We start from the raw sequence: 16,040 nt of genomic DNA, 5'->3' as shown, positions 1-16,040 counted from the left end.
CTTGTCGCCTAAAGTACAGCCTCACCGATTACAATTTCTCGACGTTTCATGAAGTCAAGAAGCTCTTCGTCGATTGCTTCGTCGAGTGGCGGTGCTTGATATTCCCTCAGGGCCCGCTCAGCTGCATCGCGTCCCCGCGTGTCGGCATCTTTGGCGCCGGCAAAGGTCCATTGCTCATAGCTATCGTGGTTCATCAAATCGGGCACGAAGAACGCTTGTTCGAAATTCTTCAGCGTGTGTTCGGTTCCTAGATAGTGGCTTCCCGGTTCACTTTGTCGGATCGCATCAAGCGTTTCATCTAGTTCGCTCTTCACTAGGCCCTGGCCAAGCTTATAAAACATTACCATTTGCTCAGCATCCAGCATGAACTTGCTATAGCTCTGGGTTAGGGCTCCTTCGAGGTACCCGGCGGTTGAAAGGACGAAGTTCGCACCGGCCATAAGTACCCCGTACATATTACGAGCTGCCTCATAGCCTGCTTGGGCATCGACGAGCTTTGAACTTGTGCACATTCCACTGCAGCGCCAAGGTAGTTTGTAGTGTCTGGCGAGTTGGCCGACCAGCATGTTCATGTGGCAAATCTCTGGGGTTCCCGCCATTGGCGCCCCGCTTTTCATTGAGACGGTCGCCAACCACTGCCCATAAATGGAAGGCGCCCCGGGCCGCACCAGCTGCGCGAAGGCTATGCCAGCGAGTGCTTCGGCATTGAGCTGCGCAACTGCAGCCAATGTACTCGCCGGGGTGCTGGCGCCAGCGAGGACAAATGGGGTGAAAAGAATTGCCTGATTGCTCGCGGCATAAACCTTGACCGAGTCGAGCATTGTCGCGTCCCACACCAGTGGCGAATTGCAGTTGGCAATGGACACCATCACTGTGTTGTTGTGAACAAAATCGTCACCGAAAACAATCTTGGCCATAGAGACCGTGTCTTCCGCCCTCTCGCGCGAGGTCACCGCTCCCATAAATGGCTTATCGGAGTATCGTATCAGACTGTAATTCATGTGCAGGTGGCGCTTCGGGACCGCAATGTCCATAGGCTCGCAAAGAACGCCACCTGTCATATGCATTGCGGGAGCGTGGTAGGCGAGCTTCGCAAAATTCACAAAATCCGCAATTGTCGAGTTCCGCCGCTTCCCCTCCAGATCAAGCACGTTCGGCGAGCCGTACGCTGGGGTGAAGATAGTCTTCCGTCCGCCGAGAGTGACTGTCTTGGCGGGGTTTCGAGCGTGAACCGTGATGTATTCAGGAGCCTTCGCCACCAGCTCCAGCAGGTGGTTCCTGTCGATTCTAACGCGCTGATCGATTACGCCAGCACCGGCTGCCCGCCAAAGTTCAATGGCCTCGTCATCGCGGAATTCAATGCCTATCTCTTCAAGTATTTGCATGGAATAGTTGTGGAGCCGAAGCAATTCGTCCGGGCTCAGCAAATCCATATAAGGCAGGCCACGCTCCATTGGCGGCGAGTATGTTACCGCCTTCTCGGAACGCATCTTCTGCCGAGCGTCTCGGCCTCCTGCTCTTACTGACATGCTCTTATGATCCCTGATTGATATCAGAATAGGACAGAACCTATTCCAACACTAACAATAAAAACTAATGTAACTTATGAACTGTGGTTATGCGATTAAGGGCGAGATCAAATGCCGTCAGGATCTTGTCAACTGGCCACTCAAGCTCTGAAGCAACGGGCGGTATTCTTGTGCTATCCACCCCCGCCCAAAATCAACCCAATCACCAAACGGTAGGTGCCAGGCTTTTGGACGGGCCCAAAACGTCTTCGAGCTTCACAAAACTTCCTTTCAGCTAAGGTCCGTGCGGGCGCTGCGTATGCAGTGCTCAGCGCTACGTGAACTTGCCCCGTCCAGTCACGGCTATATTCGCTTAACGTGCCCAAAACGATAGGTGTCTAGCCGCAGACTAATAGTTATCTGCTGCTGAAAACCATGTTTCAGGGCACATTTACTTCTATCGTATCGATAGATGCCCTTGTCTGATAGGATCTACATCACGGATCAGGTGGCCGTCGCCCCTGTTTGCTCTAGAACGCTAGCGACGCGGGAGCTACATAACAACTGTATAAAAAGTTATGTAGCGGAGGAGAAAATGTTATCTGGCCAAGGCAGGCCGCCTTCATGCCGAGCTGTTGTTGACTTGGTGTCGAATCTCTGAAGCCAATCGCTCTACGCCGGACTGGAGGCGACCCCTGGACGGTCATGACCCTTGGTTATCCAGCCCACCATCAATACTCATTTGATGTGCGTTGGGCCGCTGCATGCCAAAGGCGGCACCGAACTGGCGAAGGCCGCGGGCCCCCGCGTGAGGCCATTGAGTCTTGAGCCTGCGGCCGAAGTTGTAGGCAGAGATGAAGTCAGCAAGGTGCTGGCCCAGCTGATCATGGCTCTAGAGCACGTCCTGTTTAATCCGGTTCATATCCTGCGGCTTTGAAGTAGTTGGCACATTCGGCTGGGGTGAAGAGGTCGACGACCGCGCCGACCGCGTCCCACAGAGCCTTGATGGTTCTCTCGGCCTTTGCTCGCAGCAGCGCCTTGAGTTTGGCGAAGGCGTTCTCAATCGGATTGAAGTCGGGACTGTAGGGCGGCAGGTAGAGCAGGCTCGCGCCTGCGGCCTCAATCGCGTCGCGCACGCCGGCGGCCTTGTGAGCGGCCAGGTTGTCCATGACGACTACGTCGCCCTCCGACAATGTCGGGACCAGCACCTGCTCGACATAGGCCAGGAACACGTTGCCGTTCATAGCGCCGTCGTAGACGAAGGGCGCAGTCATGCCCGTCAGCCGCAGCGCTCCGGTGAAGGTCGTGGTCTTCCAGTGGCCATGCGGCACGCCGGCCCGGCAGCGCTCGCCGCGCGGCGCTCTTCCACGCAGGCGAGCCATCTTTGTGGAGAGGCCGGTCTCGTCGATGAACACGAGCTTCGTCGGATCGAGATCGAGCTGGCCGTCGAACCACTCCCGGCGCCGCTTCAGGACGTCAGGACGATCCTGCTCCAGTGCGTGCGCGGACTTTTTTGAATGTCCAGCCGTGGCCGCGAAGCCAGGCGCTCAAGGCGCTGCGGCTGATCCGTACCGACTGCTCGGCGACGAGCCGCTCCACCATCTCGTTCAGCGTGATGTCCTTGCGCTCCCCGATCAGCCCGGCGATGAAGGCTTCATGCGCATCGAGGCTGGAGGCGCGGCGGCGACCCTGCGGGCGTGGCCCCAGTTCACCGATCTTCGCCCGCGCAATCCAGCGGATCGCGCTGGACACTCCCACGCCGAACCGCGCCGCCGCTTGCCGCGCCGACATGCCCTCGTCCGCAGCCTTCAAGACCCGCAACCGAAGATCACCGCTCAATGCTCTTCCCATCGTCCACCTCCATCGAGGTGGATGTTGAATCAGCACAAAACGCAGCCATCACATCACAATCGATTCATCGATCACAGGATGTGCTCTAATAGTGGAAGACGGTCGCATCCTTGATGGTCCGGTTCATCCTCTCGACCTGGCCGTTGGTCCACGGGTGCCTTGCCTTGGTCGTCCGGTGCTCGATGTCGTTCGTGGCGCAAGCGTATTCGAAGGCATGGGCCCAGAAGCGTTCGCCGTTTGCGATGGCCTCCTTGATCAATGGCACGGCCGAACCGCCGGCGCCGGGCGTCGTGAACTGGATGCCGTTGTCGGTGAGCACAGTATGGATCCTGTAGGGGACGGCCGCGATCAGGCGCAGCAGGAAGTCTCTGGAGACGGCAGTGTGGCCTTCTCATGCAGTTCGACGAAGGCGAACTTCGAGGTGCGATCGATGGCGACGAATATGTGCAGCTTGCCCTGCTCGGTTCGCACCTCGCGACGTCGATGTGGAAGTAGCCGATCGGATAGCTCTTGAACTTCTTCTTCGCCGGTCTGTCGCCTTTGACATCCGGCAGGCGACTGATGCCATGACGCTGCAGACAACGATGCAGTGACGAGCGCGTCAGGTGTGGGATCGTGGGTTGTAAGGCATAGAGGCAGTCATCGAGCGGCAACAGAGTATGTAGCGTAGGAAGGCGACGATGACGGCCTGCTCCTCGGGCGAGATCATCGTCGATCTCGGCTCTCTCGGACCGGTCGGCAGATCGGCCACCGAGGCCCGCTCCCGCCATTTGGCGACGGTCTTCTGGTTGATCCCGTAGCGTTCGGCCACCGCCCTCAGGCTCTCTTGATGGAGTGGACGGCGCCCGCAACGGCATCATCCTCGTGAGATGCGTGCCAAGATGGCTGCTGTCGAGCACTCATCTGAAGGAGCACCGTCCATGGACAAGACTACCACCGTTCTCAGCACAGTCGCCACCGCCGGGCTCGATCTCGCCAAGCATGTCTTCCAGATCCACGCGGTCGACGTCGTCGTCACTCGTGCGCTCCGGCGAAAAGATGTGCTGGGATTCTTCGAGCGTCTGCCGTCTTGCCTGATCGGCATGGAGGCATGCGGCTCGGCTCATCACTGGGCCCGCCAGTTGATGAAGCTTGGCCCTGACGTGCGTTTGATGCCGCCGGCCTACGTGAAGGCCTGAAGGCCTATGTCCGTCGCCAGAAGAATGACGCCGCGGATGCAGCGGCCATCTGCGAGGCAGTGACGCGGCCCTCCATGCGTTTTGTACCAGTGCGATCAGTCGAGAACCAGGCGGCGCTCATGCACCACAAGATGCGCGAACTGCTGGTGGCGCAGCGCACGCAGCTTCTCGACGCGTGAGGTGTACGCCAGCGATCATGCATCGCACAGAACCGCCGGCCCGCTCGACCGTAGGAATTTCTAGTGGCAGCAGCCGCGCGCTCTCGCCGATCATGTCAATCTGTTGCGTCGTCAATGCCAGGAATGCGGTCTTCGACAGGGCCAAGATACGCCCGTTCTCGCCAAGGAGCTCAATCGCATTGCCTGCAAACCTCTCGATCTGTGCGTTGGTCAGCCCGATTACCCGGCGACCGGCGCGTTCGAAACGATTGACGATTTCGCGCCGTCTCCCTGAGTCAGTGATCATGTCGAGCCCGATCATGGCGAAATCGGTCGCGACGCACATCAGCACGTTCGTATGGTAGATGTCGAACCCGGTGCAGTCCTTCGCCGAGAACACCATCGGCTCAAAACTGAACTGGGTACAAAACCTTTCAAGCGGGATTGGATCGGTTCGCTCAGATCTTACGGCATAGGCGACCCGATGGATATGATCGAGTGCCATCGAACCGGTACCTTCCAAGAAGAGCCCGTCCGGCTCAAGGCCAGAATAGTCGATCACCTCTTGCACCCTATATCGGCTCTTCAGCATGTCAATAATATCGCTCCGACGCTCACGCCGGCGGCTCAAGGCCTTCATCGGATAGATCGCTATGTAACCGCCAGCGTGGGTTGAAAACCAGTTGTTCGGAAACACTGAATCCGGAGTGTCGCTGCCCTCGCTCTCGAACAAATGCACCATTATACCCTGCTCTCGAAGCAGCGCAGCGGCGCGAGTAATCTCCTCATAGGCGAGCGGCGACAGATCACTAGCGTCATCATCCCTTATTTGAAAGCGATTGTCGGCCGCAGTCTCAGTATTGACCGTGAAATGATGGGGACGGACCATAACCACGGCGGAAGGGGCCTGAACCGAGAATTCTGAACGTGCTGCCAAGGGAAAGACTCCGATCGGGTTATCGAGCGCGGTGGGGCATGACGCAGAGGTTGCGCGGGTCATTTGGGTCAGCGATCATGGCGAGGCGCTGGCAGAATCCGTTCTGGAAGTCGCCCTCAAACGTAGCGTAGCGCCGAAAGTCTCGATTGTGGAGCCGACGCAAACAGGGTGAGCATGCCGCCGACCCCGTGCCGTGCCAGTCGCGACGCTCCGGAGTTCAGTTACAGGATAGTTCGCGGCATCTGTTAGACCTCGCGCTCGGTCTGCGGCGGATGTTCGACGATAGTGTCGGCGCATCGGAGTATACGTGTGCAGCTCGGTCTTGCAGGCGCAATCGCCGCTGATCGCATTCTTATGGGGCCGATTATGTTGTCGGTGGTGCAGGTATGCCTGCCCGTTCCACGGCCGCTTTCGCAGACCGGCAGGAGACGACGTTGGGGCCGAAATCGCTGTGATTGCGGAGGATCTTTGCTGTTCCTCTCGGGTCGATGTCATAGTGCTTTTGGTCAGATCGGATCGCGTACCAGTGGGCAAGTCATGCAGTGCCCGCCGCCACGGCCACGGCCGAGTTCCGCACCCTCGAAAGTGATTACTTCCACACCGGCGCGCCTCAACAGCGTGTTCGTGTATACGTTGCGTTCGTAAGCAATCACAACGCCCGGCTCGACGGCGATCACATTATTAGCGGCATCCCATTGCTCCCGCTCGGCCGCGAAGCTATCACCACCGGTCTCGACAGTACGGAGAGCCTTCAACCCCAGCGCCTCGGCCACTACCGATAAGAAAGGTCTGGTCTCCTTAGTGACATCGAGCACACCCTCAGCATTGTTCGGTCGCAGCGAAAACGTCTTGAGCAGATCTACGACCTGCGGGTAGATCGTCACGAGGTCGCGGTCGCAGAACGTGAAGACTGTGTCAAGATGCACAAACCTGCGATTCCGCGGTAACAGTGCTGCGATGACGCGGGTCACTTCCTTCGTCGTGAACAAGCGGTGCGCCAGAGCCTCGACTGCCTGCGGTGTGGTTCGTTCGCCCATTCCAATCAGCACAACACCGCCGCCGACCGGCATCACATCTCCGCCCTCGAGACTGGAAGCGGGGTCTGTTCCATCGGGCACCAGGTAAGTGAAGCTGGCCTCGCGAAACCGCGGATGAAAGCGGTAGACCGCCTCGACATTTGCAGCTTCCGGCTGTCTTGCGGGCCAATACATAGCGTTGACCGAGACGCCACCATAAATCCAACAGGAGCTGTCACGTGTAAAAAGCTGGTTCGGCAATGGCGGGAGGACGAAATCTTCCGGCACCAGCGTTTGCCCTGTCAGGCTGCGCGGTTCGAACGGCATTTCTGTAGCCAAAATGCCGCTAACCAGATAGGTAGCGAGCTGATCAGAAGGAATCTCCTCGAGCCAGCCCCGCAAGTCATCGACCATGTCTTTCCCGACAGCGGAAGGATGAACGCGACGGTCAATGAGCCAACGGCGCGCTTCCGGCAACGCCATCGTTGCACAAAGCAGTTCGTCCAACGAGTGAACCAACACGCCACGGTCGCGCAGGGCTTCCACGAACATGTCATGCTCCTGTCCGGCGCGCTCCGCCCAAAGCACATCGTCGAAAAGAAGGCTCTTGCAGTTCCGCGGCGTGAGGCGGTGGAGGCTAAGGCCTGGCCGGTGCACCAGTACTTCTCGCAGCCGGGCGACCTCGGAATGCACACCTAAGCTCATCATGGGAGTTGCGTTGCCTTCAGAGCGGGCCGACGGCGCAGATCCTGTCTCGTTGGCGGCAACTCAATTGCGCCAAGAGGGCGGTCATGGTCGGATCGGCCGGAACGAAGGCGCTTGCCCCGCTCGCGCCCCCGCCCAAAATTGGAAGAGGATGCCGCGTAGATTGAGGACATCGCACATAGAGACGTAGGCGAAATGCACGTCGTCCGGTGTCGTGGACGAGCCGCAGGATAAAGACCCGCAGACACCGGATCTGGCGGTCGCCTGCAACTGTTCGAAGAACCTCGTGCTAGTGAGGCCCTCAAGCAAATCATCGGTACAGACATCGAACGGCCCTGCTCCTAGGTAAATGTCACCGTTTAAAACGCAAGAGCCATACCAAGCCAAAAGGGATCTGATTTCAACATATTACCTGTTCATGTCCGTTTTGCTTGTCCGTTTCGGATCAAAGTTTTGTCAGGCTTTTGACAATATAGAATCCGAATGCGTGCTGGTCGCGCGTGGGGCGCAAGTTCTACGGACTGCATGCCGCAGGCTCCTCCGTTTTGCCTCGCAGACGGTGGCGCAGAGCAGATGGCGCCGCTGTGGCCCGAGGAGGCCGTGCGCGGCCCGGACCCAGTAGTTCGGATAGCTGCGCGTCAGGAGAAATCCGTCGCCGTCGTTGCCGCCCTAATTTGCGTTGTGGGAAAAGGAGCTGCCGAAGCTGTCGGGAAAATCGAAGCCCGCCGAGGCGATCCGCCATGCGCTCGGCCGGCGTGCCGCGCTGGAATGCTTCCTCACCGACGGCCGCATCGAAATCGACTCCAACACCGTCGAGCGCGCCATCCGGCCACAGACAATTACCCGAAAGAACAGCCTCTTCGCTGGCAGCGACCGGCGGCGGACGGACATGGGCACCATCGCCACGCTGCTGACCACCGCTAAAATTCGAGCGCATCGCTAATGGCTGGCCAAAGAGCGATATCGAGGCGCTCATGCCTTGGAACTGCCAGCGCTAAACGGCATCAGCTACCCGCTTACCCTGCGGCCGCGCTGTCCGCTCGCCAATCTTTGCTTGCGCAATCCAGCGGATCGCGCTCGATACGCCAACACCGACACCTGCCGTGCTGCAGCCTACCGGCCGACAGGCCGTCATCCGCAGCCTTCAAGATCCGCGACCGAAGATCCTCGTTAAGAGTTTTCGCCATCGTCCACCTCGTCAAAGTGGATGTTGATCAGAGGCCGCGCCCCACGTCACATCACAAACGATCCATCGATCCCGGACGTGCTCTTGATTCGGGAAGCGAAGGGGTGACCGTTCGCCATCTCCCGCCATTTTGCTACAATTGCCAAGGTGGGAGCTCCTTCTCGCGCTCCAGGTCCGTCAGGCTGCCGAGGTTTCGGTTGATAGCAGCTTTACCTGAGAGCATCGACCAGAGGCTTGTTACGCCTCTCCGAGACAGTGGCGTTCACTTTACGGGAGCATATATTTTCATTATGTCGGTTGCAATTTTGGGAGATATACGGTCATTCCCGTCCTCTCCATCATGCCCGCCGTCCATGTAGATTGGGCCGGCAGCATCGGAAAATATATAACGTAAGTCGTGGAGCACGTTGTGCCCCAAGCTCCCATGATCCTTCGCGACCAGCTTGCTTCTCATGCTGGTGGCCGGCTCGTCGACCCCTCCGAAGAAGCGAAGTTCTCCTTCCCGGCCCCCTTCTGCATTAGCGACGGCGTTCCTTAGCTTCGCGACATAGATTCCGACAAAATGCTTCCCTCTAATCCGCCACGTCTCATCGTCCTGTGATGAGGATCGGCTCGGACCGTCCGAGCAAGCCTCGGACGCGCAGTGAGGGTGAGCCGCTCGGCAGTGGCGGACATACGGTCTACGCTAGCTTTCATTCAGAGGCCTTATCAAGGTGCCCGCATTGAGGTAGTCGCATCACCAAATGGCGCCGGCACAGCCCGACGTCCGCCGATGGCCTTTCTGCTTTCTCCGCACGCTCTCACAAAGCTACACCTGTGGGACGGTCGCTCATGCCTTGGCATTTGGCTCCCTTTCTGACCCAACATCATGCGACGAGTGTGCCGACATAAGGTTAGCGAGCGGGCTATGCGCTGGAGTCACGGTTCCATGTGCCTGATGATGAACTCGCGCATCGTATGATAGGCGCACTCTCTATCTGCAACTAACCGCCTTCGAAGCAGTGCTCTGCCTTATCGATCGGCAGCAGAAGGTGCGGAACCCCATGGCGCGCGAATACGGACGCCATCTGCGCTGATTCCCTTATAGGGGACGTCCGTATCCTGAGTTCCGTGGATCATCAGTGTCGGCGGAAAGTCTCGCGTCACATTCTTGGCAGGCTCATACGGCGCAAGCTTTTCAGAAATCGAACTCAGATCAAATCCACTAACCGCCTGAGGCCAAAGGCCATTCTGGCGATAGTAAAGATAAATTAGATGCCCTTGGCCTGTTCGATCACGATCATTCGAGATTATCCGTCCATCGGATTGGGCCGCCACCTCGTCCTGCGTGACTTTTGGGTGAAGATAGGAGGAATATGGATTCGGCTGGGCATACCAATCAGCATGTAGATTGCCGTACCCATGCAACGCAACGAGAGCCCTCGGCATCGGGTTGACTCGATACCTCGTAACGAGAGTGAGATATCCGCCCGCTGAATTGCCGATTACTACCAGGCGATCGACGTTAAGATTGAACTTGTGCACGGCATCGCCCGCCAACCACGTGAATGCGGCCTCTACGTCACTGATTATCTCCGGAAGCTCAGTTTCGGGCGCAAGCCTATAGTCGAACGAGACCAGCGCATATCCTCTCTCCTCCGCAAGGGCTAGAAGGCGAGGCTCCGGTGCATGGAAATCCCTCGTTTCTGCCGCAGCGGAGTGATCAACGTCGAACTCCCTGTGCCCCGTGATCAAGGCGCCGCCGTGAATAAAAACAAGAATTGGAACTTTCCTGTTTCCCGCGGGCCGATAAAGGTCGGCCCGAATCTGGTGACCACCAATCTCGCGGTATACAACGGTAGTCTTCGTCAGCTTGTGCTGCACTTCCAACGCGGACCTCTCGATTGAACAAACTAGAAGTATTACGCGGTTCTTATCCGTATCGCGGGCTGCTTTGGGTGGACGCTCACAATCCAATGGGCAGTCACTGCGAGCAGATACTGGACTGTGCCTATGCGCGCCTACACTAACGATCTTCTCATTAGATGGATGCCGCGTGAATGCCCGCCGATCGTGCGAGCTCCAACACGCTTGGCTCGAAGCCACGACCAGACGCTCCTTTTCTTCGCAACTCGAACGCCGGCGTCTCTCGACCGACGTGATCATCCCCACTCGCGGGATAGACATTAGAGCTACTGTTAGGATTATCCCAAGGACTTCAAGCAGCGCCCTCAGCACGCAAGGAAGCGTTCACCGGAGGGTCCGAAGTTCCTGGAGCGGGGCGGGCTGCAGACTTGGACATAAAGCGGCTTTGTCATATTGGCAAAACCACTTAATTATCCGGTAAAGATCACGAATCTCAGCCAGCTCCGTCGAGCCAAACTTTACCGAGCTCGATCTCGAATGTGGGGTGCATTGCGTAGCCCCTGACGTGCTTAGCAGAATGGTTAAACAAGGAAAGCCAGTAGGGCTGAATGATGATGCCGGAATCCTGCAGAAGCGTTTCAATGTCTTGCATGAGCGGTTTGCGCTTCTCTGGATCCGGCACCGTCAACGCCGCATCCAGTTTCTTATCGAATTCCGCGTTTGACCATGCCGTCTCGCTCCAAGCAGCACCACTGCGATAGGCAAGTACCAACGTCTGTACCCCTAACGGTCGATGGTTCCAGTTCGTTATCGAAAGTGGATATTTCAACCAGTCATTGTAGAAGGTGCTAACGGGCAGAACTGTCCGCTTCACCTTGAACCCCGCCTCGCGCAACTGCGCCGCAATCGCATCGCCAGCGTCCTTCAGCCAATCCGCGTCGGGACTGATAATGTCGTGTTCGAAGTCCATCTGACCAGCTTCGGTCATCAGCCGCTTGGCAGCCTCAACATCTCGCTTCTTTTCTGGAATCGGGTAAAATTCGGGGTGTAGTGGTGCCACATGATAGTTTGCGGCAACGATTCCATAGCCACTGTAGGCAATCTGCAACACAGCACCATTGTCGACTGCTAATTGGAGTGCATTGCGCACCCGCTGGTCGTCGTAGGGCTTGTTCGTAATCTGTGTTCGGCACACGAGCGTTGTCGATGTCTTCGCCTCAGATTTCACCAACCCGAGTTCGTCAAATGCGGCGATATCGTTTGCGAACGTCTGGTAGTTCGCATCTAATTCTCCTGACTCGAAGGCGCTCTGAACGACGGATGTATCGGCGCCATAATCAATGAATTGGACTTCATCCAAGTACGCTTCACCGCCCCACCACCTTCCGTTGGTCCGACGCTTCAGGACGGCCATTTGACCTACCTCCCATGACACCAGTTCAAACGGGCCCGTGCCAACGGGATCGGCAACGAGGTTCGACCCGCTCTTTTCGTAGTTACGATGAACGATCATCGCGGGGTAGTCGGCCATCCCAGCGATGATTGTAACATCCGGCTTGGGCAGCTTGAGTTTAACCGTGTAGTCGTCAACCTTTGTGATAGCACCTTCCCGCGACTTGCCTGTCTTGTCGTCAACGAGCGCGGCCATGCGTGCGGCCATTGAGTTCCCAGGCACGTCTCTTTCGCACCAACGCAGCAGGTTGAAAATCACGTCATCTGCAGTGAAGTCGTCGCCGTTGTTCCACTTGACACCCTTCCGCACGTACAAGACATACTCCGTCGCGTCCTCATTCGTGGTCCAACTTTCTAGAAGTCTGGGCTCGAAAGTGTATTGAGTCGTGTATTTGACCAAATTATCTAGAAACTGGCGGTAAATGTTACCTAGTTCTGGAGTGTCATTTAGGCGAGGATCCTTTGCGCCTTGGACTTGCATGGCAATTCGCAGCGTTCCGCCTTTTTTTCCCGCTTCTTCGGCATGTGCCGACGGCAAGGCGCCCAGCATAGAGTACGCGACAGCTGTTGACGCACCAAAGATGGAGGCGAGTGCCAGGAACTCGCGCCGGTCCATCCCGCCCCTCTTCACCTCCCCAGCAAGACGCCCGAAGAGCTTGGGCATAGGCTGACCACGCTTGTTGAAAAATCGCATCCGAATCTCCCAAAGACCATTGCCTGCGGTCGCCGGCCAGCACACGTAGCACCGGTTTGGGCACGTTAAATCCACCGAAAAGGACTGACAGACTCCCTGGCTTCACAGGGACCTTCGGGGCAGCTTGAGAGGCTGCAACCTCCTATTGCCAAGGACGCTAGCCGCGCGGGAGTGATAAAACAACCGGATAAAAAGTTATGTAACGCAGGACTAAATGTTATCAGGCGGTGGCGTCTCTGCATGCTCAGTCGGTATCTCGTTGCGTCGGACCGGTATTGGCTTGGTGTATTCGGTCGCCGGTGCCGGCGGATTTAGATCTGCAACCTGTGTGATCAGCCAGTTACGGAAGATCTGGACGTCGTCTCGCTCAATTGCGGTATCCGGAATGACCAAATGATGTTTTCGGCCGGTCAGATAGCTTTCACTTAGAGGCCTTATCAAGGTGCCTTCATTGAGGTAATCACTTACCAAATGACGGAAGCCCAGCCCGATGCCGTAGCCCTTGATCACTGACTGGATCATCGTTGGATAACTAGTGAACGTGATGGCGCGTTTGAAGTCGGACGAAACGCCGAACTGTCCAAGCCAGTGGGCCCAATTGAAGGGTGACCATGGGTAGGCGGACCAATGCTGATCGTCCATATCCAAGAGGACCTCGTTTACTAGGTCCTCCGGAATGAGAATACGCGGGGAGTGTGTCTGATATGATCTACTGCAAACCGGGAAGACTTCCTCGCCGAAGAGCTCGGTGGCTGTGAACCCCGGGCGCGCCAGATACCCCATTACCACGGACACATCAAAACCGTCCGTCGCCGGCGCCGGGCTGCGTTCGAGCGAGACCAAGTGCAGGTCGACCTCTGGGTTGTTCGCGACGAAATCTCCAATCCGGTGGCTCATAAACAGCGTTGCGAACGACATCGGCATGCCGACGGTCAACCGTCGGGCTTTCTGGCCTCTCTTCACGCTGTCAAAAGCCGCTGCAATATGCGCCAGGCTGAGGGTCGCAGCTTCAAATAATTCCTCGCCGGCGGGAGATAATGACACCTTCTGGTTTCCGCGGTTGAAAAGCTGGGTGTCGAGGTGGTCCTCCAACGTCAAGATATGGCGGCTCACTGCCGCTTGAGTGACCGAAAGCTCATTGGCAGCCTTGGTAAAACTCAAATGCCGTGCGGCAGCTTCAAATGCGCGCAGCGCACTCAACGGAAGCCGTCGATAATTTGACATGAGTTATCATTACTCCAGCCATGAGAAGAAGTAAAACCCGCGTGCGCACCCGAACCATGTGTTCTAACGCGCCCAGTATATTTCGGAAAAATCGGCTGCGTAAACGACCAGGTCCGAAGCGCAGTGAGCGGCGCGGCAGGCTATTCGTCATCGCCCATCACCATAGATAGCCTATCATAGCTTGTCTACAATATGTCTCTTCGAGGGGTCGACCCGGCGACTCTTGCTAGTCAAATCCTCATCTCGGCCGTTAAAACTGGGTTGTCAGGACCCGATGCTAACACCTGGCACCCGTCGCAAGGCGTAATCGCCGTAATATGCGTCGCGGACGTGGACGGGAAGACGGCCATCCATCACCGAGTTATTCAACCGCGTCGGCGCCCAGTGAGTACGTATTCTGCAAAGCTCCACGTTCGCCATTTGGCCAAGTCAACTCCGAACGCCTCCAGGCAGAGGGTGATTGACCGTAAGCCCTTCGGAAGACCCTGGCGAAGTGAGAGGCGTTCTCGAAACCTGACCCGATAGCGACCTCGATCAAAGGAGTGTCGCTTTTCCTGAGAAGTTGCTTTGCGCGCTCCAGCCGCACGCGCCGGTAGACAAGCGCAGGAGAGCTGTTCACCTCCTTGAAAAACAGCCGTTCGAGTTGTCGTCGCGAAATACCCAATGCTGCGGCCAGCCTGGAAACCGACAGTGTGTTCTCGATGTTCTGCTCCATCAGGATCAGAGCAGCGCGGAGCCTCGGGCCGTGCGTCTCTATCGTCAACGGCCGACGCGGTTGCACCCACTCTGCGTTCCGAACTTTGTCGATCTGCAGCACTTCGAGCGCGTTCCGTTCGGCCGCGTTTCCAATGTGCCGTCGCACCAATTCTGCCGCCAGATCGGCAGTGCTGCTGCCGCCCGCGCATGATCCCCGCGTGGCATCCAAGTTATAGATTCTGTCCGCCCGAACCTGTAAATCAGGAAATCGCTCCTTGAAGTCGACGTAGTGAAGCCAGCTGACGCAGGTTTCGTGCGCGGCCAATAAGACCTGCCTCAGCCAAAATGAATGTTCCGGTGCAGATTCCGATCAATCGCGCTCCTTTGAACGCGGCATCCCGAAGATACCTCAGGGTTTCGTTGTCGACGGCCTGGCCGTCGGTCAATCGTCCCCCTACGACGACAATGTAGTCAAACTCCATCGGGTCAAGGAATAAAGACGTCGGCGAGACCTGGACGCCGCAGCTCGACGTGACGAGATGCCGGGTGTTTGACAACACCTCCCAGTCCGCATTGATCCGACCTGACCTGTCGGATTCATCGCTGGCGAGTCTGAGTGTGTCGATAAACATGGCGAAGGCGGTCAACGTGAAGGAGCTGGCCAGGATAAACCCGACCTTCAGCCGGACCGACCGTGCCTGTCTGCGCCGTGGTGATGAATGAAACACCCTCTTGCCTCGACCCGTTGGAACACCCTGCGAGCTGCCGTATGGCTGTCACCGCATCAGGGTAATATCATTTACCTATCTTGACTCATGATCTTTGTCTACCATATGTCTTTCTTTGAAATTGAGGAGCCGCTATGATCCTGGATGAACCTGCTGCCTCGACGGATCGAAAGGGCATTCTTGCTGAAACACTGGTGCATCGCATCCTAACCATGCAGCTCGAGCCGGGGGCGGTTCTCGACGAAGTCGCTCTCAGTGAGGAATTCGGCCTGTCTCGTCCGCCGGTCCGCGAACTCATGAGACAGATGGCGGGCGAGGGCTACGTCGATCTTGAGGCCAACCGCGCTGCGCGCGTCTCCATCATGTCCTACCAGACGCTTCGGGATTTCCTGATCGTCGCCCCGATGATCTACGTCGGAACGACGAAGCTCGCGGCTGTCAACCATAACGCTCGGGACCTCGAAGTCCTCAAGCATACTCAGCACAAGTTCCGGCAGTCCATTGCCGACGGCCACGTCGAGAACAGGGTGATCTTCAATCACCAGTTCCATCTGAACATCGGGAAGATGGCACACAACCAGTATCTGCTTCCCAGTCTGAAGAAGCTTCTCATCGATCACGCCCGGATCGGGAAGATCTTCTATCGCCAAAACGGCGGCCCGCGGATTCAAAAGGACCAGGAAACCGCTGCTCGGCAACACGATCAGATGATCGAGGCCATCGAAGCCTGTGATGCAGAGCGGGCGGGCGACGTGGTGCGCGCCCATCTCGAAGTTTTCCGAAGCGATATGGCGCTCTACGCCGTGCCCAGCGGCATGCAAGGTGAACTCGAAGGATAATCATTGTCGGTGTCAGTAGGACA

General features: G+C 57.3%; 10 protein-coding genes and 5 pseudogenes. 5 read left to right on the top strand and 10 right to left on the bottom strand.

Going from position 1 to position 16,040, the window contains the following annotated elements:
• Positions 1-8: 8 nt before the first annotated feature.
• A complete protein-coding gene (locus tag RPG13_RS31395) occupies positions 9-1,529 on the bottom strand; it encodes a trimethylamine methyltransferase family protein (protein WP_337126811.1) in 1,521 nt (506 codons plus the stop codon).
• A gap of 691 nt (positions 1,530-2,220) precedes the next feature.
• Here RPG13_RS31395 and RPG13_RS31390 point away from each other — a divergent pair.
• The gene (locus tag RPG13_RS31390; RefSeq protein ID WP_337126810.1) at positions 2,221-2,445 is read left to right on the top strand and encodes a hypothetical protein; all 225 of its coding nucleotides are present in this window, start codon (positions 2,221-2,223) and stop codon (positions 2,443-2,445) included.
• On the opposite strand, the gene RPG13_RS31385 is transcribed toward RPG13_RS31390, so the two are convergent.
• Together RPG13_RS31385 and RPG13_RS31380 are read right to left on the bottom strand one after the other, a co-directional pair.
• A protein-coding gene (locus RPG13_RS31385; RefSeq protein ID WP_337126809.1) for an IS630 family transposase occupies positions 2,417-3,359 on the bottom strand; the annotation gives its coding sequence in 2 pieces (ribosomal slippage) (positions 2,417-3,023 and positions 3,022-3,359; 945 coding nt in all). The genes RPG13_RS31390 and RPG13_RS31385 overlap by 29 nt on opposite strands.
• Before the next feature lie 88 nt (positions 3,360-3,447).
• Positions 3,448-4,179 (bottom strand): annotated as a pseudogene (locus tag RPG13_RS31380) (IS481 family transposase); the annotation flags it as partial.
• 100 nt (positions 4,180-4,279) lie between these two features.
• Here RPG13_RS31380 and RPG13_RS31375 point away from each other — a divergent pair.
• Positions 4,280-4,713, top strand: a pseudogene (locus RPG13_RS31375) (IS110 family transposase); the annotation flags it as partial.
• Here RPG13_RS31375 and ctlX read toward each other — a convergent pair.
• Both ctlX and RPG13_RS31365 read right to left on the bottom strand, forming a co-directional pair.
• Entirely contained in the window at positions 4,655-5,584 is a 930-nt protein-coding gene (gene ctlX, locus RPG13_RS31370) for a citrulline utilization hydrolase CtlX (protein WP_337127085.1), read from the bottom strand. The pseudogene RPG13_RS31375 and the gene ctlX sit on opposite strands and share 59 nt — an antisense overlap.
• Positions 5,585-6,138: 554 nt before the next feature.
• On the bottom strand, positions 6,139-7,356 hold the full coding sequence (locus RPG13_RS31365) for an arginine deiminase (RefSeq protein WP_337126808.1): 1,218 nt from the start codon (positions 7,354-7,356) through the stop codon (positions 6,139-6,141).
• 485 nt (positions 7,357-7,841) lie between these two features.
• Between RPG13_RS31365 and RPG13_RS31360 the strand changes: the two are divergent.
• A pseudogene (locus RPG13_RS31360) lies at positions 7,842-8,351 on the top strand (IS66 family transposase); the annotation flags it as partial.
• Here the strand turns inward: RPG13_RS31360 and RPG13_RS35030 are convergent.
• The 5 genes and pseudogenes from RPG13_RS35030 to RPG13_RS31340 form a co-directional block, all read right to left on the bottom strand.
• Positions 8,351-8,540, bottom strand: a pseudogene (locus tag RPG13_RS35030) (IS630 family transposase); the annotation flags it as partial. The pseudogenes RPG13_RS31360 and RPG13_RS35030 sit on opposite strands and share 1 nt — an antisense overlap.
• A 1,010-nt stretch (positions 8,541-9,550) precedes the next feature.
• Positions 9,551-10,402, bottom strand: coding sequence for an alpha/beta hydrolase (locus RPG13_RS31355; RefSeq protein ID WP_337127084.1), 852 nt, complete (start codon positions 10,400-10,402; stop codon positions 9,551-9,553).
• Positions 10,403-10,877: 475 nt separating this feature from the next.
• Positions 10,878-12,530: an ABC transporter substrate-binding protein gene (locus tag RPG13_RS31350; RefSeq protein WP_337126807.1), complete on the bottom strand. Its 1,653-nt coding sequence runs from the start codon at positions 12,528-12,530 to the stop codon at positions 10,878-10,880.
• Between the two features lie 210 nt (positions 12,531-12,740).
• Positions 12,741-13,754, bottom strand: a complete 1,014-nt coding sequence (locus tag RPG13_RS31345; RefSeq protein WP_337126806.1) for a LysR substrate-binding domain-containing protein — start codon at positions 13,752-13,754, stop codon at positions 12,741-12,743.
• Positions 13,755-14,115: 361 nt separating this feature from the next.
• Positions 14,116-15,082, bottom strand: a pseudogene (locus RPG13_RS31340) (GlxA family transcriptional regulator).
• On the opposite strand from RPG13_RS31340, the gene RPG13_RS31335 reads away from it, so the two are divergent.
• The gene (locus RPG13_RS31335; RefSeq protein ID WP_337127104.1) at positions 14,997-15,173 is read left to right on the top strand and encodes a hypothetical protein; all 177 of its coding nucleotides are present in this window, start codon (positions 14,997-14,999) and stop codon (positions 15,171-15,173) included. The pseudogene RPG13_RS31340 and the gene RPG13_RS31335 sit on opposite strands and share 86 nt — an antisense overlap.
• A gap of 139 nt (positions 15,174-15,312) precedes the next feature.
• Positions 15,313-16,017 carry a GntR family transcriptional regulator gene (locus RPG13_RS31330; RefSeq protein ID WP_337126805.1) on the top strand — a complete coding sequence of 235 codons (705 nt, stop codon included), beginning with the start codon at positions 15,313-15,315 and terminating at the stop codon, positions 16,015-16,017.
• The last annotated feature ends 23 nt before the right edge of the window (positions 16,018-16,040 follow it).

It is taken from the genome of Mesorhizobium sp. ISC15 (assembly GCF_037162615.1).
GTDB classification, from domain to species: Bacteria; Pseudomonadota; Alphaproteobacteria; order Rhizobiales; family Rhizobiaceae; genus Mesorhizobium; species Mesorhizobium mediterraneum.
The sequence above is the reverse complement of the archived record's forward strand: the minus strand, read 5'-3'. Positions and strand labels throughout refer to the sequence as shown.

Bases quoted from the DNA above. Each gene is read 5' to 3' on its own strand.
- RPG13_RS31330 (WP_337126805.1), top strand. From the start codon at position 15,313: ATGATCCTGGATGAACCTGCTGCCTCGACGGATCGAAAGGGCATTCTT.
- RPG13_RS31395 (WP_337126811.1), bottom strand. From the start codon at position 1,529: ATGTCAGTAAGAGCAGGAGGCCGAGACGCTCGGCAGAAGATGCGTTCC.
- RPG13_RS31345 (WP_337126806.1), bottom strand. From the start codon at position 13,754: ATGTCAAATTATCGACGGCTTCCGTTGAGTGCGCTGCGCGCATTTGAA.
- RPG13_RS31350 (WP_337126807.1), bottom strand. From the start codon at position 12,530: ATGCGATTTTTCAACAAGCGTGGTCAGCCTATGCCCAAGCTCTTCGGG.
- RPG13_RS31365 (WP_337126808.1), bottom strand. From the start codon at position 7,356: ATGATGAGCTTAGGTGTGCATTCCGAGGTCGCCCGGCTGCGAGAAGTA.
- ctlX (WP_337127085.1), bottom strand. From the start codon at position 5,584: ATGGTCCGTCCCCATCATTTCACGGTCAATACTGAGACTGCGGCCGAC.